The organism is Paenibacillus sp. J31P13, from assembly GCF_056269295.1.
This window is the reverse complement of record NZ_JBWDNR010000001.1, coordinates 392,393-416,311: the sequence shown is the minus strand read 5'-3', so window position 1 is coordinate 416,311 and position 23,919 is coordinate 392,393. Positions and strand designations below refer to the sequence as shown.

19 protein-coding genes and 1 other annotated feature are annotated in these 23,919 nt (G+C 39.8%); of the genes, 7 read left to right on the top strand and 12 right to left on the bottom strand.

Annotation, left to right across the window (positions count from 1 at the left end; genetic code table 11):
* The first annotated feature begins 72 nt into the window (after nucleotides 1-72).
* Nucleotides 73-282, top strand: a complete 210-nt coding sequence (locus AC0YOD_RS01610) for a YrzA family protein (RefSeq protein ID WP_475797502.1) — start codon at nucleotides 73-75, stop codon at nucleotides 280-282.
* 58 nt (nucleotides 283-340) lie between these two features.
* Here the strand turns inward: AC0YOD_RS01610 and AC0YOD_RS01605 are convergent, their stop codons facing one another.
* A complete protein-coding gene (locus AC0YOD_RS01605) occupies nucleotides 341-1,798 on the bottom strand; it encodes an amidase family protein (protein ID WP_475797501.1) in 1,458 nt (485 codons plus the stop codon).
* A gap of 185 nt (nucleotides 1,799-1,983) precedes the next feature.
* Here AC0YOD_RS01605 and AC0YOD_RS01600 point away from each other — a divergent pair, with 185 nt between their 5' ends.
* From AC0YOD_RS01600 to AC0YOD_RS01580, 5 genes are all read left to right on the top strand, one after another.
* Nucleotides 1,984-4,227 carry an outer membrane protein assembly factor BamB family protein gene (locus tag AC0YOD_RS01600; protein ID WP_475797500.1) on the top strand — a complete coding sequence of 748 codons (2,244 nt, stop codon included), beginning with the start codon at nucleotides 1,984-1,986 and terminating at the stop codon, nucleotides 4,225-4,227.
* Nucleotides 4,228-4,371: 144 nt separating this feature from the next.
* Nucleotides 4,372-5,361: an alpha/beta hydrolase gene (locus AC0YOD_RS01595; protein WP_475797499.1), complete on the top strand. Its 990-nt coding sequence runs from the start codon at nucleotides 4,372-4,374 to the stop codon at nucleotides 5,359-5,361.
* 100 nt (nucleotides 5,362-5,461) lie between these two features.
* A complete protein-coding gene (locus tag AC0YOD_RS01590; RefSeq protein WP_475797498.1) occupies nucleotides 5,462-6,316 on the top strand; it encodes an SDR family oxidoreductase in 855 nt (284 codons plus the stop codon).
* 213 nt (nucleotides 6,317-6,529) lie between these two features.
* Complete coding sequence (locus tag AC0YOD_RS01585; RefSeq protein ID WP_475797497.1) at nucleotides 6,530-7,657, top strand: acyltransferase family protein; 1,128 nt, start codon at nucleotides 6,530-6,532, stop codon at nucleotides 7,655-7,657.
* Nucleotides 7,658-7,905: 248 nt separating this feature from the next.
* Nucleotides 7,906-8,121 (top strand) — a binding site (T-box leader).
* Nucleotides 8,122-8,163: 42 nt separating this feature from the next.
* Nucleotides 8,164-10,029, top strand: coding sequence for an arginine--tRNA ligase (locus AC0YOD_RS01580; protein ID WP_475797496.1), 1,866 nt, complete (start codon nucleotides 8,164-8,166; stop codon nucleotides 10,027-10,029).
* Between the two features lie 64 nt (nucleotides 10,030-10,093).
* On the opposite strand, the gene AC0YOD_RS01575 is transcribed toward AC0YOD_RS01580, so the two are convergent.
* The 8 genes from AC0YOD_RS01575 to AC0YOD_RS01540 all read right to left on the bottom strand — a co-directional run bounded on the left by AC0YOD_RS01575 (nucleotide 10,094) and on the right by AC0YOD_RS01540 (nucleotide 20,570).
* Complete coding sequence (locus AC0YOD_RS01575) at nucleotides 10,094-11,020, bottom strand: phosphotransferase enzyme family protein (protein WP_475797495.1); 927 nt, start codon at nucleotides 11,018-11,020, stop codon at nucleotides 10,094-10,096.
* Between the two features lie 173 nt (nucleotides 11,021-11,193).
* Entirely contained in the window at nucleotides 11,194-12,027 is an 834-nt protein-coding gene (locus AC0YOD_RS01570) for a carbohydrate ABC transporter permease (RefSeq protein ID WP_475797494.1), read from the bottom strand.
* Entirely contained in the window at nucleotides 12,024-12,905 is an 882-nt protein-coding gene (locus AC0YOD_RS01565; RefSeq protein WP_475797493.1) for a carbohydrate ABC transporter permease, read from the bottom strand. Before AC0YOD_RS01565 ends, AC0YOD_RS01570 begins: the two co-directional genes overlap by 4 nt.
* Nucleotides 12,906-12,993: 88 nt before the next feature.
* Complete coding sequence (locus AC0YOD_RS01560; protein WP_475797492.1) at nucleotides 12,994-14,292, bottom strand: ABC transporter substrate-binding protein; 1,299 nt, start codon at nucleotides 14,290-14,292, stop codon at nucleotides 12,994-12,996.
* A 211-nt stretch (nucleotides 14,293-14,503) separates the two neighbouring features.
* A complete protein-coding gene (locus tag AC0YOD_RS01555; protein WP_475797491.1) occupies nucleotides 14,504-16,012 on the bottom strand; it encodes a glycoside hydrolase family 31 protein in 1,509 nt (502 codons plus the stop codon).
* A gap of 100 nt (nucleotides 16,013-16,112) precedes the next feature.
* Nucleotides 16,113-17,678: a response regulator transcription factor gene (locus tag AC0YOD_RS01550; RefSeq protein WP_475797490.1), complete on the bottom strand. Its 1,566-nt coding sequence runs from the start codon at nucleotides 17,676-17,678 to the stop codon at nucleotides 16,113-16,115.
* Nucleotides 17,679-17,690: 12 nt separating this feature from the next.
* The gene (locus AC0YOD_RS01545) at nucleotides 17,691-19,421 is read right to left on the bottom strand and encodes a sensor histidine kinase (RefSeq protein WP_475797489.1); all 1,731 of its coding nucleotides are present in this window, start codon (nucleotides 19,419-19,421) and stop codon (nucleotides 17,691-17,693) included.
* A gap of 270 nt (nucleotides 19,422-19,691) precedes the next feature.
* Entirely contained in the window at nucleotides 19,692-20,570 is an 879-nt protein-coding gene (locus AC0YOD_RS01540; RefSeq protein ID WP_475797488.1) for a LysR family transcriptional regulator, read from the bottom strand.
* Nucleotides 20,571-20,681: 111 nt separating this feature from the next.
* Here AC0YOD_RS01540 and dapA point away from each other — a divergent pair, with 111 nt between their 5' ends.
* The gene (gene dapA / locus AC0YOD_RS01535) at nucleotides 20,682-21,560 is read left to right on the top strand and encodes a 4-hydroxy-tetrahydrodipicolinate synthase (RefSeq protein WP_475797487.1); all 879 of its coding nucleotides are present in this window, start codon (nucleotides 20,682-20,684) and stop codon (nucleotides 21,558-21,560) included.
* A gap of 16 nt (nucleotides 21,561-21,576) precedes the next feature.
* Here the strand turns inward: dapA and AC0YOD_RS01530 are convergent, their stop codons facing one another.
* From AC0YOD_RS01530 to AC0YOD_RS01520, 3 genes are all read right to left on the bottom strand, one after another.
* Nucleotides 21,577-21,819 carry a hypothetical protein gene (locus AC0YOD_RS01530; protein ID WP_475797486.1) on the bottom strand — a complete coding sequence of 81 codons (243 nt, stop codon included), beginning with the start codon at nucleotides 21,817-21,819 and terminating at the stop codon, nucleotides 21,577-21,579.
* Between the two features lie 211 nt (nucleotides 21,820-22,030).
* Complete coding sequence (locus AC0YOD_RS01525; RefSeq protein WP_475797485.1) at nucleotides 22,031-23,149, bottom strand: DUF4179 domain-containing protein; 1,119 nt, start codon at nucleotides 23,147-23,149, stop codon at nucleotides 22,031-22,033.
* Nucleotides 23,146-23,709, bottom strand: a complete 564-nt coding sequence (locus AC0YOD_RS01520) for a sigma-70 family RNA polymerase sigma factor (RefSeq protein WP_475797484.1) — start codon at nucleotides 23,707-23,709, stop codon at nucleotides 23,146-23,148. The genes AC0YOD_RS01525 and AC0YOD_RS01520 overlap by 4 nt, the downstream gene beginning before the upstream one ends.
* Nucleotides 23,710-23,919 lie beyond the last annotated feature (210 nt).

Here is a 23,919-nt window from a genome sequence, read left to right as displayed (position 1 = left end):
ATTCTTTGTAACTATAGCTGTCTCAAGGTATAATATAGCTATCAAATGCATTTATGTTTAGGAGACAAGCCGATGAATTTTCGTTTAGATCTTATTGAGAATAAAATCGAGTTTTTCGAAGCTTATGACTTGAAAACGTTGGAGCTCAAAATCGATCAGCAAATCGAGAATAATAAAGGGCTCCTGCTAGAGGTATTTACCGTTAGCCATCATACTGTTTTCAATCCGAAAATAGAGAAAATGCTCTACAGCGCTGTTGTTCATTTCAAAGCAAAAAAATAACCGCTGTGAAAGAAAAAAACTCCCTGCTAAGGGAGTTTTTTTGCTTCATATCACTTTTTTAAATAAAGCTTTGCAAGGAAGGTGCTTTGCGCACCTTGCTATGCGACTCATAGGCATAAGCAAGCTCGATAAGCTTGGGCTCTTCATAAGCTCGTGCAGAGAAGGTTACACCAAAGGGCACACCCTTAGACGTATAGCCCGCTGGAACTACGATAGAGGGATAGCCGGATCGCGATGTTATCCTTGCCCCAAAATCAGCTGGAAACAATAGCGCATCCAGATTATGCTCCTTCATCGTTGCGTCAATGCCTTCCTCCTTGCATAACTTAAGGTCTGTCATTCGATCACGTATATAAGGTGTCTCCGTCAACGTGCCTGATGTAGCCGTCTCCGCTTGAAGCAAGGTCGATTGCCCATATTTTAAAGTTTCCACGGGATGCTCGTTGTTATAGGCAATAATCTCTTTCAGGCTGCGTATTCTAGCCCCCGCCGGCAGCTTCGATAAATAGGCATTAAGAGATGATTTGAACTCATTCAAGACGACAGATGAGTAAACAATCTGGCGCGCTGTTCGTATATCGGCAGGATCAATGATGACAGCCCCCAGCCCTCTCATAAGTTCCACCGCTGCATTAAATAGATCAAGCTGCTCGTCCGTTAATTCTTCAAAATAATAATCCCTCGGAATTCCGATCCTTTTTCCCTCTAATCCGTTCTCGTTCAGAAAAGCCGCATAATCTATACGCTCCTCCCATTCTCCGCCTCTCATTGCAGCATCATTGGCGTCTTGATCGACGATTGCATTCAATAGATGGACCGCATCCGTTACCGTTCGAGCCATGGGTCCAGCTGTATCCTGACTATTCGAAAGCGGCAAAATACCAGAACGGCTGACGAGTCCTACTGTTGGCTTGATGCCGACCGTAGAGCTTAAATTTCCGGGATTTAATATGGAACCAGAGGTTTCCGTCCCTATGGAAGCCATACAAAAATTACAAGCAACACTCACTCCTGAGCCTGCGCTTGATCCGCCTGTCGGTGTTGAGATATTGTAAGGATTAAGAACCTGTCCGCCCCGCGAGCTATAGCCGGAAGGCATTCCATCTGTCATAAAGTTAGCGAATTCCGTCATATTGACTTTACCTAATATAATCGTACCTGCAGTGCGCAGTCTGCTGACGATAAATGCATCTTCTCCTGCATAGGAATGTGCTAATGCGAGAGAGCCTGCACTCGTGTGCATCTTGTCACCCGTATTAATATTGTCCTTGAGCATAATAGGGATACCGTGCAATGGACCTCTAGCCCCCTTGGCAGCACGCTCGTTATCTAAAGCTGCGGCAATAAAAAGGGCATCTGGATTGATTTCAAGAACAGAATTAATGGTCAAGCCATTTTTGTCATGGGTAGCAATTCTATCAAGATAAAATAATACGAGCTCCCGTGATGTCAGTTCTCCTGATTCCAAAGCCGCTTGAATGGACGAAATGGTTGCCTCTACAATTTCTAAGCCCATAAAATAATTACCCCTCACGGTTCCCGAATGTATGCTGTTTCCTCCTATTATATACTATTTTCTGGTAATAACCATGGGATTCCCATCAGAGTGAAATATAAAACTAAGCTAACGGGAATAACTTTTTCCACTTTCCATACGTCTATCTATTTGTTCCATATTTTTCTTGTTAAGGAGTCATTCGGATGAAAAAGTGTTTGCTCGCCATGCTAGTATCCATCGTTATTATACTAATGGGTTGTACAAATGCGGCACAGTCCCCACTCATCAATCCAACTGCAACGATTCCATCTGAGGCAGTGAAGGATACGCCAACTCCTCTGACATTGCCGTCTCCTCAAAGCAAAATGTCACTGGGTCTCTACACACCCTATTTTATCGATGATCCAGGGATGAATTTGGATGGTGTTGTGAAGGTGAAATATTATGGCGCGCCTAACCTTACGCTTCCAGTTGAGCAAAAAAAGGGAGAAATGATTCAAGTTTCATCGGAAGAAGACGGTTTGCACTGGATTCCTGTCTGGTACGGCACATCCGCTTCAAAAAATATTAAGCTAACTACACCCACTCGCCTTACATTAAATAAGGATATTGAGCCCAGCTTATTCCCAAATAGCCTGACAAGAAAAAAAGGCGTGGATGCTAGCGTCCCTCTTTATTCCGTACTTCGCTGGGATGATTGGTATGGTGTGCTCCTGTCTCCAAATCCCCCATACCAAGAATACAAAACATTTCGCCCACTTCTTCTCTGGGTAAACGAAAAAGATATTAGCACGCAGGAAGAGATCAAATCTGGACTTTTCGACAAAAGCTTAGCGATACCCGCTATGAAAATAAATGAGATTATGGAAGCAGTTCTCTATAAGGGAATGGATGCATCAAGCGTACAACAGCTGCTTGGTAAACCTCATTTCATTGAATCATCGAGAAACATGAATATCAATAACGGCCCGGTCCAGCTTGACCTTACTTGGCGATATGAGCTTGAAGATGGTCAGGTGAAGGTAACATTCTCTAAGGACAAAAAGTTGTTAGAACGAACCATTATTATGCGGATGACAGAAAGCGGTCAGACCGCATTAAACGGGTATCAATATCCAGAAGATCAGCTCTATGAATATCGTTTTCTAAAGCTTGCCCCTACTATAGAGCCTAACTGGGAATGGAGAAGCCAGCACTGGCTTGCCTTTAACTTCCTATATGCGGCCTTGGATGATGTACTCCTTGTAAAAGGGGATGACGGATATTTTAGCGGGATGCATGATAATTCTGATCTTTATGCCTTAAACAAAACGACTGGAAAATTGCTGTGGCAGGTTAAAGCCGGGCATAGCGGATTCACTGCTTTTCTTGATACCACCCGGAAGGCGGTAACTATTTCTACGCCATTTAACTCTGAAACAAAAAAATATGCTCAGCGTGTCCAGCATATTCGCCTCTCCGACGGTAAACTAATCTGGGCCTACAACCTGCCTCAGGAGAATGAGTTTCTTATTATGGCTCGCGCTAAGGATAGCGTCCTTCTCTATAATCGTCCTAATGATGCTCTTGATAAGCATAAATTAGTTGTTTTAAATATAGCTACAGGCAAGCAGATGTGGAGCAAAAACTATGATGCACCAATCGAAATATACAATCGCAGTGAATATGATCCATATATTTTGATAGAGGCGGGAGATAAGCTTCAGGCTCTGCAGCCTAAAACGGGTAAAATAGTATGGAGCATTAATGTGCAAGGAATAAAAGGCGACTGGGGAATGGATGAGTTTTATTCAGCTGGATTATTTAAACAGCAATCTAATCCCCTTGGCACCGATCTTACTGAGCGCTGGATGCTGCTTGGATCACAGCAAATATTGCTCAATGTAAAAACTGGCAAGATATTAAGAAGCTACAAGGTCATTTATGATGATTTCGTCTATCCACTAGACAAGAGATTTTTAATGATTCATAAAAAATTAAGTCAATCCATTGATACAGATGAAGATCAATATGAGACCCATTTTTATGACACCATCTCTGGTAAAACGTTGTGGACTTTACCGGGCAGAGCCTTCAAAGCCGTCATTGAAGGAGATGTCGTATACGCAACCATCAACGGTGTTCCTTCTGCATTCAATAAAATGAATGGGCACATCATTTGGCAGCTTCAAACGAATGGCTCTTCTCCAAACGGTTGGCACTATGGTTTGGGCACCTTCACCATTTTGAAGGATTATATCTTACTTCCTTATAATGGTGACCTTTTACTCATCGATAAGAAAAGCGGAAAGAATGTCAAACGGATCAAAGATGTCATGTTCGGCTATCCTGAGCTTGGAGATTTCGATGTAACGAGCGGATATATCAATTATGATGGCAAGGATCTTTATGTCGGCTCATCGAATGGTTATTTCTCTAAATTTCAATTGCCAGAACTGAAGCATTAATGAAGCAGCAGCTGTCTCTATGGTCCATGACCTGAGGCAGCTGCTGCTTTTTTAAAGCCCTTAACTTTTTCTTTTTATCCACCATGTTAAAATGGAATTAAAAGCAAGCACATTATCGCATAATAAAGGGGATAAGTTTTTCGTATGGAAGGGAAAGAGAAGAAAGGATACGTGGGCGCTATGGGAATAACGGAGCATCCCGTTTTATGGGCAATAATTATTTTGGCTCTCCTTATCACAGGAGCTTTGATACTCATCAGTCTATATTTTTACAATATGGCTATACAACGAAATTCCAAACAATTTTTGAGCGATAATAAAGATTTAGTGCCTGACGAACCAACGCCAATTCCTTTTGATGGTCCCAAATGGGTCAATAGTCTCTCTCCTGAGACTTGGCATATCCATTCTCATGATGGACTTAAGCTAGTGGGCTATTATTTGACTGCACAGACTCCAACAACAAAAACAGTCGTTTTAGCACATGGATATTCAGGCTGTGGGAAGGATATGGGCCTCTTAGCCAAATTTTACTACGAACAGCTAGGCTACAACGTCCTTATGCCAGATGATCGTGGACATGGTGCTAGTGAAGGAGACTATATCGGTTTTGGCTGGGCTGATCGTCTCGATTATTTGCGCTGGATCAATAAACTAGTGGAAGACAAGGGCGAGGATATTCAAATCGTTCTGCATGGGATATCTATGGGCGGCGCTACCGTCATGATGATAAGCGGCGAGAGTTTGCCCCCTCAAGTGAAGGTGATCGTTGAGGATTGCGGCTATACATCCGTTTATGATCAGCTTGCCTACCAGCTGCGGCGTATGTATAAAATGCAACCGTTTCCTCTTTTGCACACAACAAGCTTATTAACAAAACTGAAAGCGGGCTACAGCTTTAGAGAGGCTTCCTCCATGAACCAATTGGAAAAGAATAATTTGCCAATGCTTTTCATTCATGGAGTCGATGACACCTTTGTTCCTGCTGAAATGGTTTGGAGATTGTATAACGCCTGCAAAACAGAAAAGGATATATTGCTTGTGAAAGACGCAAGCCATGGTATGGCGTATATAACAGATAAAGCAACTTATGAGCAGAAGGTTGCTGGTTTTATCGGAAGGTTCATTCAGTAAAAATATATACAACCCTACAACATTCCTATACAAGCAATGGATTGCTGCACATTCTCTGAACATACACTAGTTATAAATGTGTAAAGGAGAATGAACGCATATGGGAGCCTTCGCAAGTGATCTATTAAAAGATAAGGTTGTTTTGATAACCGGCGGTGCTACCGGTCTCGGGCGCGCCATGGGTGAAAAGTTTTTGGAGCTTGGCGCAAAGCTGGCTATCGCAAGCCGCCGGGAAGAAGTGCTGAGAAAAGCTTCGGAAGAAATGAGCTCTGCGGAAAATCAAGTTTTTTACAAGAGCTGCGATGTTAGAGACCCCGCGCAGATCTATGAGTTGATTGAAGCGACGGAAGCTCATTTTGGCGGCATCGATGTGCTCATCAATAATGCAGCTGGAAATTTCATCAGTCCAACCGAACGGCTCTCTCCAAAAGCGGTGGATGCCGTGCTAAACATAGTCCTTCATGGCACCTTTTATACGACACTGGAGCTCGGAAAGAGATGGATCGAGCAAGGTCGCAGCGGAACGATGCTAAACATTGTAACCACCTATGCATCCACAGGATCAGGCTATGTTGTACCCTCTGCAGCGGCAAAAGCTGGTGTGTTAGCACTGACGCGATCCCTTGCCGTTGAATGGGCACCTTATGGCATACGCCAGATTGCCATTGCGCCTGGCCCCTTTCCAACAGAAGGCGCTTGGTCACGCCTCTCTCCTACACCGGAGCTGGAGGAGCAAATGCTGGGACGTATTCCTCTTCGTCGTGTTGGCAATAAAGAGGAGCTTGCTAATCTTGCAGCCTATCTCATATCCGATTATGCGAGCTATATGAATGGTGAGGTCGTTACGATTGACGGCGGCGAATGGCTGCAAGGCGCCGGTCAATTTAATAGCTTGTCCCAGGTAACTGCAGAGCAATGGAATGTTCTTGCGGAAATGACCCGTAAGGGCAAATAAGTCATGCTAGCCTGCCTCCTTTGCATTTTTGGAGAAGGCTAGCTTATTTCTTTTATCACGCTGATAGGCGTAGGGCTTGTCGTTTTATAAGTATAAAAACTAGTTATCAAGTCGTGATTTATGCCTTTACCCCTCCATTTTGTCGTCAAAACGAGTATTTTAATGTAATATGTTATTCAAAACGAATAACTATTACATAAAGGTGGTTTTGGAGTGGAGAAAAAAATATCTTATGAAATTCTATTATTACGCTGTGCCGGCTGTTTATTTGTAGTTATGGTCCATTCACTCATATTTACCGGAAGAATATACGAGCAAAGCGCGATATTGAATGCGGCAAGACTCGTTTTTAACGTAGGCACTCCCCTATTTATTTTTATCACTGAATTCCTCATTGCCAAGAATTATAGAGAAAACTTGCCTAAGGCATTTCTATCTAAGCGCTTGAAGGTTCTCATTCCTCCTTATATCATGATGGGGATTATTGGGTCCATCTATAAAGTAAATGAAAATCAAGAGCCTTTTACCGTACAAAATTTACTAAATGCTGCGTTCAGGAATGTTTTTATGGGTGATTATAATGGCTATTTTATTTTGATTATCATACAATTCATACTCATTCACTATCTTTTACATAATAAATTAAAAACTTGGTCTCCTAAAATTGTGCTTCCGGGCGCCTTCATGATCAACTTTGTCTATCTTGCTTTTTTCAATTTCGTACCGCCGTTTGGCTTTGGGAGTCAAAGCACCGCGGAGTATATTTGGTATTATACGAGCTGGCTGCCTTTTATCGGCTGGGCTTTCTATTTCGCATTAGGGTATTATTGCGGCAGACATTATGAGCAGTTCATAAAGGTGCTGAATCGAAATAAAAGGATTGTATGGGCGTTACCATTTATTACGGTGCTTCCCGTATGGGGCTTTAAATTTCTCGATATCTCTCCCGTTATCAGTTCAAAGGGAGTCAGTTACTTGCTCTTTGCTCCCTCAGTTATTTTTCTAATCTTTTATATCTCGAATAAAATGCGATCCATTCCGAGCTTTATGGTCTCTATTTCCGATCATTCCTTCGGCATTTATTTAACTCACAGTGTATTTATGCGCGCCTTCGTTATTCTTTACATGCCGATATCGAAGTACATTCATCCGTTTCTTACGATACCAATCATATATCTGACTTGCTTTAGCGCCGCATGGCTGACAACGAAATATTTAAACAAGCTCCCATTCGGCAAATATATCGTTGGACCTGTCCGAGATAATTCAAAGGCAATCAAGAAGGACAAGCTTGCTTCCAGCAAACCTGCTTTTGAAAATTCTGTGCGCGGGACTTCATAACGGATCAGATTATCTTCTACGCAAAAAAATCCGGTCTCTAATGAGACTGGATTTTTTTGTTATACAACGCTCACATAAACGCCTATCTACACCAATATAAATGTTAAACGTCTTAGTAAATTAGCCATGACTCTAAGATCAGACTAATATGTCCTTAGTTTAATGAAATGAATTGACTACAGCAACCTAATGGTTTTCTTATTTTATGTTGACTTCCCTTTCAATTAATTATATATTCAGAAAATACAGTAAATTCAATGACTGGGATAGTAACGATTGACATAAGTCCAAGCGAGCCGGAATAGTGAGAGCCGGTACGGAGTCAATCAGTGAATCGCACCCATGAGAATGACTTCTGAAATTACATTAGGAAGTCACGGCTAAGACCGTTATCTTATTGAGTGGTTAAACGAAAGTTTAACAACAAGAGTGGTACCGCGAATGCATAAGCCTTCGTCTCTGTTTTGGAGACGAGGGCTTTTTATTATTTTTAAGGAGGATTATCAATGATAAGCCAAACGATTGTAAGCAGTATAGAAAAGGCCACAAAAAGTTTATTTAACGAGTTAGGTCTCCACTATACGGATGATTTGAAGGTCAATGTCGAACAACCTGCTCATTTGGAACATGGTGATTACTCAACGAATATTGCCATGCAGCTAGCTAAAGTATTACGTAAAGCACCCGTACAAATAGCTGAAATGTTAAAAAGAAAACTGGAACAAGAAGGAAATATCGAACATTTAGTTAGTAAAATCGAAGTTGCTCCTCCAGGTTTTGTAAATATGTATATCGACTGGGGGCAATGGGCTCAAACGGATTTTAAACTGCCCATGAATGCTGGTGAAAAGGTCGTCATTGAACATACCTCCATTAATCCAAATAAGTCAGCCCATATTGGACATTTAAGAAATTCATGTATTGGCGATGCTCTTGTGAGATTCTTAAAGCGAGTCGGTTATAACGTAGAAGTGCATAATTATATCGATGACCTAGGGAATCAGCTAGCAGATACTGTGGTAGGTATATTAAATATCCCCCACAAGAAGGAGCATTTACGTTTTGGAGATTTTTGCTGGGATATTTATTCTAGGGTTAATAAGGAGTATACGCAGAATCCCCCTCTCATGGAGCAGAGAACGAAGGTTCTTCATTCGCTGGAGGAAGGTAACGAAAATTTATCTTGGGTTGGGCTGCTTGTAGCTGAGCGAATCGTTCGTGAACATCTCGAAGAAATGAACGCATTCCATATCCACTATGATTTGTTGGTGTGGGAGAGCAATATTGTAAGAGAGGGTTTTTGGAATTCGGCATTTAGCCTGCTGAATCAAACCTCACAATTCTATCAAGAAACTTCCGGGAAGCTAGAAGGATGCTGGGTATTAAAACAAACAGCTGCGACTGATTTAGAAGATGGTGATTCTGAACACAACATGGATAAAGTTTTAGTTCGTTCAAACGGAATTTTGACCTACACAGCAAAAGATATTGCTTATCACCTTTGGAAATTTGGATTGCTAGATAAGGATTTCCGTTATAAACGTTTTTCAGAGGGTTTATGGTCAACTCATAATTCTGGAACCAGCTCCACTTATGGAAAGGCAGACATCGTCATTAATGTAATCGACCATCGGCAGCAATATCCTCAAGCTATGGTTAAACAAGCGCTTGATATTTTAGGTTACACTGCGCAAGCAGAGAAGCTTCGTCATGTCAGTTATGGCGTGGTCTCACTGAGTCCGGCAGCTGCAAACGATCTAGGTATAGACACTTCATCTGGCAAAGCTTCATACGCTATGTCCGGAAGACAAGGCATCGGGATTAAAATATCCGATTTACTCGACCTGATGGAAGGTATCATTGAAAATAAACGTTCAGATAAAGAAGGTCTGCCCAGTAGAATAATCGCAGCGGCAGCGATTCGTTATTACCTGCTCCGCTTTAGTTTATTGACTGAGGTTGTTTTCGACATCCAGCAAGCCACCGAAATCACTGGAAACTCTGGGGTATACTTAATGTACGCTCATGCTCGTGCAGTCAGTATTTTAGGCAAAGCTGAAGACGAATGGCTTATCAAACCGTTGGTTCCTAACGCATTCAATCAGCTAGAGAAAGCAGAACACGCGCTGCTTAGACATTTAGCGAATTGGCAAGATACTTTATACATCGCATGTAACGAGTTGTCTCCAAACATAGTATGTAATTACGCTCATGAATTGGCCGTATTGTTCAATAACTTCTATGGCGCTTGTCCCATTCTTAAAGCAAATGATGATAAAAAAGCAAATAGGCTTTGGCTTACATCAAAATTCAAAGATACAATTGGAGATGCGCTATCTGTGCTTGGACTACCTGCACCTAGCCGTATGTAAGATTGAAAAAACTCAAAAAACCGGGTGTCTTTATCACCCGGTTTTTGCCCTTCTTCATTTTAGTTCAAGAGTGTCTATGCTCTAATCGCATTCTATATAAGTTCAGAATTCGAACTTGTTCCTCGCTTAGCTCTTTCGAATCCCAGTACATATGCATCAAACCGTATTCAAACAATTCTTTTAGTTTTAAAAACAATGGTAATTTCAATATCATCTCAGAAGAGAGTTCATTCTCCTCTTTATAACCATCTATTAGCGCCTTAGTAATGGATTGTTCATAATCGCTTATATTCTCTCCTCCTGAAAAAGAGAATTCTAGTGCAGAATAGATGGGAACAGCTAAATCATAAATATAAAAATGCTTTTCACAATCTTGAAAATCAATCATCGTTATTTTAGAGTCACGATCTATAAGGATGTTTTCAAGCCATAAATCCCCGTGTATTAAACCATAATTGGAATGATCTTGAGGCAGATCTTTAATCTGTTTTAAAACATCATGTGCAATTCCGCGTATTATCGTCTCTTCAGCAGGTATGTGTTTGAGAAAGTCATACTCATTGTTTTCACACCAATTTTTGATTTTCGCTGTATGCTCACGTTCCAAATATGCTTTAGTCACTCGATGCATTCTACCCATTTGTTTCCCAATATCTCTTAATATCAGCTTATTCCACTTTGACCGTGGCAGATGAATGCCGGAAGCAGCCTGAAATACAACTACTCGATTTTCTTCATCTTCACGAAAATGTTCAATAAGAGAGTCATTATATGAGGGGATGATCTTAGGAACCCCTACGCCTTGATTAAATAGATATTGCAACCACTTCACTTCTTCTAATTGTTCTTCATCTGTCTTATAATTCGTTATTCGAACAAAAAAGACACCTTCTTTTGATTGACAGCGGTACATTTCATTTGTTACTGCCTCTACATTATGAAAAGTAATTGGATAGGATTTATTTAGAAATTGCAATATTCTTTCTTCCATACCATTTTCACCTCAACTTTTAGATCATATACTAACATGTTTACGATCGAAACAAATGTAATAAATAACTATAACTAAACTGTACCGACAATAGTCTCTTGCCATGAAGAAGGACCATCCTTTGTGGGATGGCCCTTCTTCGTTAAAATATAATACTAAGCTTGAGCCATTCATTACCCTTTGACTGCACCTGCAATAACACCTTCAATAACACTTCTCTGCATAATGAGATAGAAAATAATCAATGGCAAGGTAGCTAGAACAAGCATGGGGAAAAACGATGTCCAATTCGTAGAGAAAGGGCCGACGTTTTTATACACTTCCTGTAGTAATACTGCCTTTTTGGGATCTTGCAAAAACAACAATGGAGTCATAAAATCATTCCATATCGCCAGCGCATCCAATATCGTGACAGTAGATACTATCGGCTTAAGGAGTGGAAAGATAATACCCCAGAAGGTACGAAATGTTCCATAACCATCAATTGCCGCAGCTTCTTCCAATTCTATCGGCACTGTTCCTATAAATCCCTTAAATAAATAGATGGATAAAGGGAGATTGATGCAAAATATTGAAATTAAAATGACACCTGGAAATGTGTTCATCAAGTGGATTCCGGCAATAATTTTATAAAGCGGAATAATGGCAATTTGAAATGGAACAATTAGGCCAACCATGAACACTAGAAACATCCACTTGAATATTTTCTTGTCACTTCTAGCAATGACATAAGCAGCCATTGAGGAAACAATAATCAGTGCTGTAACTGCAAACGAAGCTATGATGAGATTATTCATAAACGCTCTAGGGAAATGCATAGCAGTAAAAGCATTTATATAGTTATCAAACATGATATGCTTGGGTAAGCCCAAAGGACTAGCAGCTGCATCATTTGGAGTTTTAAAGGTTGTAACCACCAGATAATAAATGGGCAGCATCATGATCGAACCAATTAAAGCAAACAAAAGGTTGGTCGAAATGCTAGTAAAACGTCGTTTGAATATCATGATATTTTTTCCTCCCATTTATTTAACCAGTACGTTATAAATTTGGTCAAAACAAATACGATAATGAGAAACACTACAGCAATGGCAGATGCATAAGCGGTACGTCCACTGTTAAAGCCTTCTCGAATCATTGTCGTAATAATGGTCTCCGTTGAATAGCCCGGACCGCCTTTGGTCATAGCAAAAATAACATCAAACACTTTCAAACCGCCGATTAAACTCATTAAAATGTTAAAAGACGCAGCCGGATAAAGCAGTGGAAGCGTTATGCGGGATAATGTTTGCATTTTACTAGCTCCATCGATGCTTGCCGCTTCATATATGGATGAATCAATACTTTTCAAATTTGCTATATAGATAACCATGCTCCAGCCTGTCCATTGCCATACTTGTGTTGATAAGACAGAATACAAGGCAATCTTGCCGTCCCCTAACCAATTTACTGGATTTCCTCCGAAAAAAGTAATGATATTATTCAGCAATCCGTAATCTGCTGAGGTCATAATATACTGAAAAAGAAAACCTACTACCAGAATACTAAGTACAGCAGGGAAAAAGAGAACCGACTTTAGGATATTAGACATGAATCGCTTCTGATTCAGTATCACAGCGAAAATAATAGCGAATAAGTTCTGAGCAACGGTAATGACTAAAGCATATTTAATGGAATTGCCTATAGCTATCACATTCTTTTTATCACTTAGCAACTGTATATAATTGTCTAATCCAGTAAACTGATAGTTCGGTTTATAGACTGAATAATTTGTCACGCTATATGCAAAGCTCATGATTACAGGAAGAATAAAAAACATAAGAAACCCTACAAAAGCAGGGAGAATCATAAAAAAATAGATGCGGTTTCTTTTTTTCGCGATCACTTCAGTCACTTCGCCTTCCCAGTTAAATTATAGAAACATTCCTAAATACCTAAGCTGGGCATTCAGGAATGTTCCATTTGTGTATGTTCTATTTGAGAGATTTCCGCATCATTTCGTTAACATCATCCGCATCTGACAGAGCTTTATCCACTGTTTTGGTGCCAGCCAATACTTCTTGCAGCGCCTTTCCATACCCTTCCACAATCGGATTTCCTGAAACCCAAGCAGCTGTCCATGGCGCATACACATTACCCGCTTTAAAAGCCTCTTCTGCATCGGAATAAATTTCACCTAGATTAACCTCAACACCACTCAAGAATGAGCTTCCCGCATTATCTGCAATCAAAGCTTGCTGAGCTTCAGGCGTTGCCGTCAGTTCCAGTACTTGTAATACTTCATCTTTATGTTTGGTTTTGGCATTAACCGCAAGTGCAGAGCCTGGACCACCAATCAACCAGCCTGGACCTTCAGTTAATCCAGGAATAGGGAACATGCCTAGTTCCATGTCAGGGTTCTTCTCAAGAATTGTTCCTACAGCCCATGGGCCGCTTTCCCACATTGCTGCTTTGCCTGTAGCAAACTCATCAAGTGCTTGATCGTAGCTAAGTCCTAGCATGTCTTGCGTTAAAATGCCTTCTGAAATCATGCGCGACCATTCTTTCACATAAGGCAGCCATGATTCTGAAAGTTTAGCCTCACCAGCATTGAACTTTTCATCAAATTGCTTGTTTTCAGGTTTTGAGTAAAATTCATTGTTAACTAATCCGATACTTTGTTTCATCATTGGTTCCCATGATTGAGCACCCATTGTTTGAGCTTTAATGCCTTTGGCAGCTAAATCTTTATGAACCTTAATAAAATCATCGAAAGTTTTCGGAACTTCAACATTGTTTTCACGGAAAATGGCTTTGTTATAAAAGATTCCTTCATACCAGCTTTGCAGAGGTGTCGCATAAACTTTTCCATCCACAGAATAAGGAGCAAGGCCAGCATTAGCGTATTTAGACGTAAAGCTCTCGCTAGTTAAATCCATCAGGTATCCTGCATTAGCAAGCAATCTTGTCTCGCCGCCCACTTCAATAATATCTGGGCCTTGACCGGCACTCAGTTGTGAATTCAAAACATTGCTGAAATTATCCAATGCGACAAACTCAAACGTTACTTTAATGTTCGGCAGCTTTTCCTTCAACAACTTCAAGTAAGTTGCTCGAGAAGCTTCAGCATTATAACCCATAATCCGAATCTCTACCTGCTTCTGATCACCAGCATTAGGAGGTGCAGCATTCGATGGTGACGAGCTATTCCCTTCATTGCCGCCTCCACATCCTGCAAGGATGGAGACCACTAAGCCTATGCTGACTAATGTTGAAAGCCATTTCATTTTCATTCGTATTTCCCCCAATTAAATATGTAATGTCTTGCAAGATCATCTTAACAATAGAGCAATAACTAGAGAAGCAACTCTATCATTCATTAATAGCACGAAATTATTATCATCATAATCAATGAACTTATTTCATGTAAGTCTAACGCAATGACATGCCATATATTACGATTGATTTATTAAAGCTAATTCTTTATTACGAAATGCATAAAAGTCAGCCATCCACTCCCTGCCATTCCAATACAATTGGCATACCTGTTGGTGGGGTTAAAGTCATGGATTCTCCCCCACTTGTTATCACTTGATCTCCAAATTTCCAGATTCCCCGTGGAATCTCTACTCTACGGCTAATGGCAGCTTGTTCATAAATGGGAGCGACAAGCAGTGTTTCTCCCAGTAGAAACTGATCGGTAACGGTCTCCATTCCTTCACCCGGGAATTGGTATTCCATGTAGCGAATCATAGGCTCACCTTGTTGTGCAGCTGCTTGGAAGGCCAGCTTCAACTGACTAGCGTATTGCTTCCTTAGTCGTAAATGTGCATGGATTTTTTCTAAATGGTTAACGGATAAAATACGCCAAGGTGCTGCGGAAAACTGAATAGCAGGCATTAAACAAGCAATTTCACTATGACGACAAAATAGAGTCTGATCCAATCCGCTTTGCTGCAGCTCAGCAAAATGTAAATATTCACCGCCACCAACCATGTCGGGACAGCTAAATGGATGACCTGTAATACCCTGCAACAAGCTATCAGGTATTAAAGCTCTAATCCCATTGTCTCCCCAAGAATGCTCTTTATCGCATAAACGTTGGAAGAGCGAGTATCCGCCTGCGCCAAATGTAACGCGATATTCGTTAAAGCTATATTTGCTTCCGTACGCTGCCCAAAGACGCGATTGCTCATCCGGCGAGACATTCCCGAACGTTACGTTATCATCACAATAAAAGCTGCTGTCCCCTGCATCAAATTTAAATCCGTCTATACCAAGCTGCTGAAGCTGCCCCATTTGATGGTCAAACCAAGCTACAGCGGCTGGATTAGAAAAATCTAGAACAGCAGAATGACCATTCCACCAACTGCATATATAAGGCTTACCTTCTGAAGTCTTGACTAGTAAATCGAGATCTCTCGCTTCACGATAAGCAACCGTGTCCGACGATATAAATGGACAGACCCATAACATAATGGCGAAGCCCATCTCTTTGAGTTCCTGAACAAATTGCTTAGCATGAGGAAATTTTCCTGAGTGGAATGACCAATTGCCATAGTATTCGCTCCAGCCATCGTCAATCATTAATACACCCGGTTTAAAACCATTTTGGATAATATTTTTTGCATATTTCAACAAGTCCTCTTCATTTTGGTTAAAAGTAAGCTCAATCCAGCTATTGAAAATCGGCTCGTCAAATAACCTCTCTGATAAATGAATAGTAGAGAAGGGAAAATGTCTCTTCATTGCTGCAAGATATGCGCCGCGCAAATTGCCGAATCCGGTTCCAATTTGGACATCCTCCGGACAGCTGATACTCCCTTGATTAAAATCAACCGTAAATCCTGTTTTTCTCCATAAATAGCGCCCCTTTGAAGAAAGGAACAGCGGCATCGCTTGGTTTGGTGTAGGATTCTGATCGAACACAAATTGGATTTGATCCTCTGCACCTATAGGCATACGATTCCCTTTACTTACACATCCACCATACCAATATTCTTGCTCCATCATCTGAATAATCATAAAAGGCTTATCCCCCCCGTTCTTCATTTAGAATACGGAAGGATAAGCCACAATACGATAAACTCTGTTCCGTTTATCTATTCATTTATTACTTATTTGCCAAGCGAAATTCACTCGGTGTTTGTCCTGTTTTTTTCTTGAACAATTTAGAGAAGTAGCTAGAATTATCATATCCAACTTTATACGCAATTTCATAGCTTTTCAGATCGCTTGTGCACAGCAGTTCTTTCGATTTGTTTAATCGGATCTCGGTAAGGTAAACCCATAGATTTTGGTTTGTTTCCCTTTTGAATAAATAGCTGAAATAATTTTTGCTGACTGAAAGCTCATTGCATATATCATTTAAAGAGAAATCATGATCATAATTTTCATGCATATATTGGATGCCTTTATTAACTAAATCGCTGTATTCCAAGGTAGCTGAACTAGAATCTGAAAGAAATAATAACAAATGCCTCATTAACTGATTAATATCTTCAACTTTAGAAATCCGGGCAATATCTTTATAGCTTAAATTTAATATAAAGTTATTATCATCCGTCAATTTATTGGCAGCATTTAATTGGTCTCTTATCATACTGACGACATTATAGAAAAGCTCAAAGAAAAGATGAAGTGATTCTGGATCCGCCTTGCAGGATAAAAGTAAGAGCTGATCTAGCTTCTGTGCTGCTAATGGAATATCTTTGTTGCGCAATGCCTCTGTTATGCTATGAGAGTATGGCAATAATTCCTGCTGCCTGAATGTTGTTTCCTCGCAATTATAGCCATACCCGAGAATAGGCTCGTCCCCAATATAGAGACTATAGCGACTTAAATTACATAAACGTTGATAGCATTGAGGCATATCACTAAGCTCATTTCCTTGTTGGCTAAAGCAAACATGTATATCCATCTTCGTTTCAGCGGCGAAAAATGAAATCATCTGCTCCGCGCATAAAGGAAAGTGCTGTGCATCGCACTCTGTTAATATTGCAGTCCAACCATTATCTTCATAATCGAACAGTATCGCTTTCCCATGTTGGTTCATAACAGCAATCATCTGCTCCATAATATACTCCATCTGAGCATCTAACTGGAGGTTGTTCTCTATATAATTATTCATCGAGCTATCGCTGAGGTTAAATCGAAACATACCATAGGAGGAAAAGTTAATATTCAAATTAGCTGCACACTTAACAGCTGCAAGTTGATTTTTCCCTGTAACCGTATATCGATATAACCCTTGTTTTTCTCTTTCGACCCAATTCCTTGCAGCATATTTTTCAGCTGTTTGCTTTTCATTAATTTTCGTTGTTATTTTTTTAATGGTACGTTCCAGTTCAAATTCGTCTACAGGTTTTAGAATATAATTGGAACAACCAAGATCAATAGCTTTTTTGACATAATCAAAGTCAGCATAGGCACTAATTAATATAAATTCGGTAGCAGCATTTACTTCTTTAACCTTCTTCACGAATTCAAGCCCATTTATTTTAGGCATTTTAATATCTGAAATGATCAGATCAGTAGGATGCTGATAATATAAATTCAAAGCATCTAATCCATTCTGGGCAGTACCGACAATGACTATGCCGAGACTTTCCCAGTCAACGATTTTCTCCAACATTTTCAATGATAATATTTCGTCATCCACGATCATAGCTGTAAGCATATCGGATTCCCCTTACTTTGGGATTGTTATGACAACAATTGTTTTCATGCCTTCCCTGGAAAAGATCTTTAAACCCGCTTGGGGGCCAAAGCTGCTTTTCAAACGTAAATTAACGTTTAAGAGCCCAATACTGTGCTTCTTCTTATAGGCATCTTCATTACTGAGCATATCATTCAAAGAAACAATTTCGTCAGCATTCAGAATCGAACCATTGTTCGTCACTATAATATAAAATTCATTGCCTGCATCCTCTGTCTCAATCGAAATATGCCCTTCCTCGCAACTGCTAAAACCATGTTCAATTGCATTCTCAATGAGTGGCTGTATGATCAATTTAGGAACATAAATCTGCTGAAGCTGTTCTTCACAATCGATATTATAGGTGATTAACTGATTAAATCGGATATTCTGAATGCTTATATAATTTTCCGTATAATCGAGTTCTTCTCTCAACGTTACCTTCTCATATGGATTGTAGACAGAGTATGAAAGAACCTTACCTAATAACGTAGTCATTCTCGAAATAGATTTCGTATCTCCAGATACCGCCATCGCCTTAATAGACTGCAACACATTATTTAAGAAATGAGGATTGATTTGGTTTTGCAGCACCTTCAATTGCTCCATCGACAGATTCTTCTGTTTCTCTACTATTTCGCTGGTTAGTTGATTAATGTTCATCAGCATATACTCTGCAGTTCTAGCAATAGCATTAATTTCAATACTTTTGGATGGTTTAAAAACAACCTTTTGATTTCCTGATGCTATTCTTTTGAAATTTTTAATTAAGCCATGCATCGGAATCATGATTGATCTAGAAATAACGATCGCAGAAATTAATACAAGTATGCAGGCAATAATAATCATCATTATTACAAACGAAGTATTCATTGTACGCATTTGCTCGATTTCGGTAAGCGGCATAATGCCTAGCATTGACCATCCCGACTTCTCCGACATCTCATTGACAACAAGCAAGGAAACAGGATTGTCTTTGCTTTTGGGCAAAATAAAATACTTTTTCTTCTCTTCTAACGCTTCTATAACCTGCTGTTGCTGAATATCGGATAAATAGCTTGATCCAAAAAATTTCACCGGGTTTGTACCATCGAAAATAGCAATTTGAGCAGAGCCTAATTCATTTTCATCGGAAATAATGGGTCTAAGATTAAAATCACACATTAAATATGATAATTTATTTGAGCTATATGGATTTAAACTCAATATCGGTGTAATGATTGACACTGTCTCCTGATGTTTATTATTGAGTAAATAGTCTGTTGGATGAAAGTTTGTAAACCGGATATACTTATTGTCCGCTATTGCTTCATTGAACCATTCTTGCTTACTAAAATTATAGCCTTTTACAGGTGAACTGCCGTAATAATACAAATATTCATTGTTAACACCGATAATCACTGCATTCGAAATGTCTCTTATTACATCCAATTGCTTTATTTTGGCGGCTACTTCTCGCTGATTGTATAATTCAACTGAGTAATCAATCGTATCAACACTATTCCGGTAAGAAACCGCACGGATAATGCCCGAATCATTCGCTATTATTTGGGAAACATTACTTAACTGCTCAAAGTAATTATCAGCCAATCGAATATTAGCTTTAACAACCTTGTATATGTAATCATAGCTTTGTTTTTGGTAGCTAGAAATATTATAATTTAAGACCAAACCGCCAAAGAGGATAATCAGAAGAATATAAATAACCGAAAAACTAATAACCATTTGCGCTCGCAATGAGAATTTCAATATTGCTTCTCCTTTTCTATCAAAAGAAAACGCTTTACTTTTGTTCCATGTAATAAGCAGTTAATGATAACATCTTGTTAGCGTTTTCAACATTGATGTGATTCAATGGACCAGCTTGACCCATCCCTCATTTTTAGAATAGTGAAAATCATTCTTTGAAACAATGTACTCTGTTCAGCTTTTATATGAATATATTACTATAAGTGCGTCCTGCAACTTCTCGTTATGCATGATAACGAAAACGATTCAACCTGAAGCAGATCTTAATAGCTCAATAAATGCAATTAAAGAATGAGACATCCACTTCTTCGGATGAATAACGATATGCAAATCCAATCGAATATCAGGATGTTGGAAAGGAAGGCCTATCAGCTCTCCTCGCATGATCTCCTCTTCAACTGCCATTTTAGGCAAAAGAGATATCCCTGAGCCAGCCATCACACAACGTTTTATGGCTTCCGGGTTTCCCAGCTCCAAACCGATTCGAAACGAGATCCCATTTGTCCGCAGTACCTTCTCGAGCATAATCCGGTAATTGCAGCTCGCTTCCGTCATCATCCACTCTGCACCATCTAAATGTGCGAGCGTAACTTCACCTTGCTGTGATAAGGGGTGTATAGGACTAGCGATCAGAACAAGAGGTTCTTCTCTAACAGTAATCCACTTAAGCGCCGGGTCGGATGGTTTGTTTTCTAAAATTAATCCGATATCCATTTCGCCTTCCTTCACTTTGTTCATAATGACGGTTTCACGATCTGGCCGAAGCTGAATAGCAAGGTCAGCATATTGTTGCCGAATTTGTTGGAGGTATGGCGGAAGAAAATAAGAGGCCAATGAATCAATGGTCCCTATGGATAAGACTCCCCCGCCTTGCAGAGTCAATTTTTCTTTGGATTGCTGATAGAGGTCAAGCATTTGAACGGCAATCTTCAGCAGTTCCTCGCCAGCAGAAGTAAGTCGTAGTCCTCTGCCGTAACGTTCGAACAACTGTACGCCGTATGATCGCTCGAGCTTCTGAATCTGCATCGTTACACTAGACTGAGCATAGCCCAGCTCCTCAGCTGCCCTTGTAAAGCTTTGTCGCAAGGCTACTTCTCGGAAAGTTTGAAAATAAATGAGTTCCATTGTAGTCTCCACATCATTATTTTTGATACTGATTATCACTTATTATAGATAACACTGATGATAAATACCATGTTAAAGTAAAGTCACAACGAACATGGGGAGGATCATTCGATGCTAAATGAGTCAAACTTAAAAGGTATTTATGTCCCTGTTGTCACACCTTTCCTAACAAACGAGGAGCTGGATTTGGATTCGTACCACCATTATTTAGAAAAGCTGATCGTACATGATATCCAAGGCCTAGTTATTAACGGAACGACAGGAGAATCGCCTACTGTATCATGGGAAGAGGTGGAATTGCTCGTACAAGCGACAAAAACAAGCTTGATCAACGATAATAAACAAATGTCACTCCTTATTGGCACCGGAACGAATCATACCCTTGCCACTGTAAAAAGGACAGAATTGGCGGGGAATCTAGGGGCTGATGCCGTCCTCGTCGTGACCCCCTATTATAGCCGAGCATCACAAGAAGGCATCGTTGAGCATTTCCGGAGAGTCGCACAAGTCGGTGTTCCCGTCATTGCCTACGAGGTTCCAACCCGTACTGGAATTACATTAACTGCGAATACGCTTCAAGCCATTTTGGAGCTTGATGGGGTTATTGGGCTAAAAGATAGTTCAGGCGGGACTGAGCTCCTATCAGAACTGCAAAGACATGTGACCAAACCGATTCTATGCGGGGAAGATATATTTTTCCATGACATGTTAAAGCTAGGGGCTTGTGGCGGAATGCTTGCTTCAGCTAATCTACAAACAGACGCATTTATTGAAATTTATCGCCTTGCTAGCAGCGGTGACTTCACGGGAGCCAAAATCATGTTCGATTCCTTGATACCGCTCATCGAAAAGCTCTTCAAAGAATCCAATCCCGCACCTTTAAAATGGATACTTGCTCAGCAAGGCATCCTCTCGTCAAATTCACTTCGTTTGCCAATGGGATCGATTACAGAAGAGCTGCAAAGACAAATCATGCAATTTGTGAAATGAGAGGATAATAGGAACTTTATTTTCCAGCCAGCGCTTGTCTTTGCAAGAAGCGTCCACAGATAGCTGACGCTTCTTTTCTTAACAGCTGCGCGTCGCTCTCAGCTGCCCCTGTGAAAAACCGTTCATCACGAAAAAGCCTAACCATAAGCTCCTTCGTCGCATCATGAGCAAGCCTCTCACATTGCAGCATCGCAAAGCATAACCGATAGCTTATGACTTCTACAGCCTTCAAACGATTTATTCTTTGACTTCTATCCATCAGTCTCACCGCCATTTTTATCTGTTTTTATACTTATTTTTCCATATGTCCTATAATCTCCTTACCCATTAGACTCTTTTATGAAAAGAATTATCTCAGTTATTTTAATTTTTTTATATCGCTTGATTTTTTCACTTAAAGACAAAGCCACTCCTTTTACGGAGTGGCTTCCTTAACAAACATCGTTATTAATAAACTTCTTGTTACAACGTTATTTATTCCATTCCATTATGATATCGTCTAAAACAATTTTCTTTTCACCCTTACCTAATTTTTGCGATAATGCATTTACCTTTGATTCTTGATCCTCTCTCGTTATTTCTAAAGAACCATGATTATCAGCGGTAAATTCATATAACCTAATATGAGGCGTTACAACGAGCTTCGTTGCATTCGGGTCTATCTTTTCAAAAGTTTTGCTCCAGTTCATGTTATAGCCTTCTCTATCCCCTGATCCTGCATTTCCTTTTCCCGAGTATTGATTCCCTAAGTCATCTTTTATTTCTAAATCAACATCTACACCATCCCATTTGTTTCTTATTTCCTCACTAACAAGCTGATCGTAATAAACAATAAAAGACATCGGTGTGAAAGCTATTTTACTCACTGTTACTTTTAGTCCATCACTTTCTGCACTACCGTTCACCAAATGTATCTCGCTATCAACTGCTTTTAAGGAAAAAGAAAACGTCCAACCTCCAGTTATCTTCTCTACATTGTCTGTATTCGATATACTTTCTATATTCCAGCTTACATTTACTCTATTGCTCCTTTTGAGCTTATGGGGAGTTTCTTTCAATACCCCTACATAATTATTTTTATCGATTTTCAAAATTTGATTGCCACCACCGCCGCCGCTTGCTCCCTTTATATCTAAGCGCCCAAATAAATAAGGGGAATCCCCTAAATCTTGCTCACTTTCTAATGAATAGGTAATAATAACGGTTTCTCCATCAAAAATAGCATCCTTTATGGTGACTTTAATACCATTCGTTTCTTGAGACAGGTTTATTTCGCTGGAGTATTCCTTATACTCATCGAAGAGACCGCCTGCTCGCCCATCATCTAAAAATTTAAAAATATCTCCTATCACTGGAATTCTACCTGCATAAGCAGGGGATGTTACTGCTAACATGGTAAAAGAACAACAAATTAAAATAACAGCTGCAGCAACATTTATTTTCCAGACCTTTATTTTTTTCTTTCTCTTTATCGATCCTCTTAATGTTCTTTTTATTTTCGCTTTTTCAAGTTCACTTACTTCCATTTCCTCGAATTCTCCCATATCTATATCCGTCTCATTTAACAATGTATAAATATCCTTCATCATTCACTACCTCTCAAATGAAGATTCAAAGCTAACTTATTAAGTCTTTTTTTACCTCTATAAATTCGATTATCTATTGAAGCGTTGCTTAAACCGAGCTTTGCTGATATCCCCTCTGTTCGAATACCGAGAAAGTACTTCATCATAAAAATATTTCGATCGACTGGTTCCAATAGATTGATCAAATGGATGAGTTCCGTTTTGTCTTCCATAATGATTAGTTCATCTTCTGCCGATTTTTCATGATACAAGTCCATACCCGTTGTAATAAATTCAACTTTCTTACTGCTCCTTCTGTAGTAATCAATAGATTTATATTTAGCAATCGCACAAACCCACTTTTTGAAATCAGTGGAGTCTCCATTGAATTTTTCAGCATTGTTCCAAATGGAAAGTAAAATATCGTTCATACATTCTTCTATTAATCCCTCGTCTCCTAGTGGAGAGAGAACTTTATAGGCGACTCCTTTTATTAATGGCAAATAGGTATCCACGATAAAATCCAATGCATCTTCCTTTTGCCGCTTCAACCGATGGATAAAATTATTCTCATTTGCTCTCAAGATCGACCCTCCTTTGTTTGAAAATCATTCACACTTTATATAACGAATAGAAAAAAATTTTCTCTCATATATCCTAAAACTTTATTATTTATCGACTCATATAAGGGTGTCTCCACTAGAAAAGAGACTCCTGCCAAAAGCAGGAGCCTCTTCCATTGTAGCTGGGATTCAACTTACCGAACAACTTGAGCAATAAGTCCGATTAATGCA

Coding starts and splice junctions, on each gene's coding strand:
- AC0YOD_RS01610 (WP_475797502.1), top strand. CDS start 73: ATGAATTTTCGTTTAGATCTTATTGAGAATAAAATCGAGTTTTTCGAA.
- AC0YOD_RS01605 (WP_475797501.1), bottom strand. CDS start 1,798: ATGGGCTTAGAAATTGTAGAGGCAACCATTTCGTCCATTCAAGCGGCT.
- AC0YOD_RS01600 (WP_475797500.1), top strand. CDS start 1,984: ATGAAAAAGTGTTTGCTCGCCATGCTAGTATCCATCGTTATTATACTA.
- AC0YOD_RS01595 (WP_475797499.1), top strand. CDS start 4,372: ATGGAAGGGAAAGAGAAGAAAGGATACGTGGGCGCTATGGGAATAACG.
- AC0YOD_RS01590 (WP_475797498.1), top strand. CDS start 5,462: ATGGGAGCCTTCGCAAGTGATCTATTAAAAGATAAGGTTGTTTTGATA.
- AC0YOD_RS01580 (WP_475797496.1), top strand. CDS start 8,164: ATGATAAGCCAAACGATTGTAAGCAGTATAGAAAAGGCCACAAAAAGT.
- AC0YOD_RS01575 (WP_475797495.1), bottom strand. CDS start 11,020: ATGGAAGAAAGAATATTGCAATTTCTAAATAAATCCTATCCAATTACT.
- AC0YOD_RS01570 (WP_475797494.1), bottom strand. CDS start 12,027: ATGATATTCAAACGACGTTTTACTAGCATTTCGACCAACCTTTTGTTT.
- AC0YOD_RS01560 (WP_475797492.1), bottom strand. CDS start 14,292: ATGAAAATGAAATGGCTTTCAACATTAGTCAGCATAGGCTTAGTGGTC.
- AC0YOD_RS01555 (WP_475797491.1), bottom strand. CDS start 16,012: ATGATGGAGCAAGAATATTGGTATGGTGGATGTGTAAGTAAAGGGAAT.
- AC0YOD_RS01550 (WP_475797490.1), bottom strand. CDS start 17,678: ATGCTTACAGCTATGATCGTGGATGACGAAATATTATCATTGAAAATG.
- AC0YOD_RS01545 (WP_475797489.1), bottom strand. CDS start 19,421: ATGGTTATTAGTTTTTCGGTTATTTATATTCTTCTGATTATCCTCTTT.
- AC0YOD_RS01540 (WP_475797488.1), bottom strand. CDS start 20,570: ATGGAACTCATTTATTTTCAAACTTTCCGAGAAGTAGCCTTGCGACAA.
- dapA (WP_475797487.1), top strand. CDS start 20,682: ATGCTAAATGAGTCAAACTTAAAAGGTATTTATGTCCCTGTTGTCACA.
- AC0YOD_RS01530 (WP_475797486.1), bottom strand. CDS start 21,819: ATGGATAGAAGTCAAAGAATAAATCGTTTGAAGGCTGTAGAAGTCATA.
- AC0YOD_RS01525 (WP_475797485.1), bottom strand. CDS start 23,149: ATGATGAAGGATATTTATACATTGTTAAATGAGACGGATATAGATATG.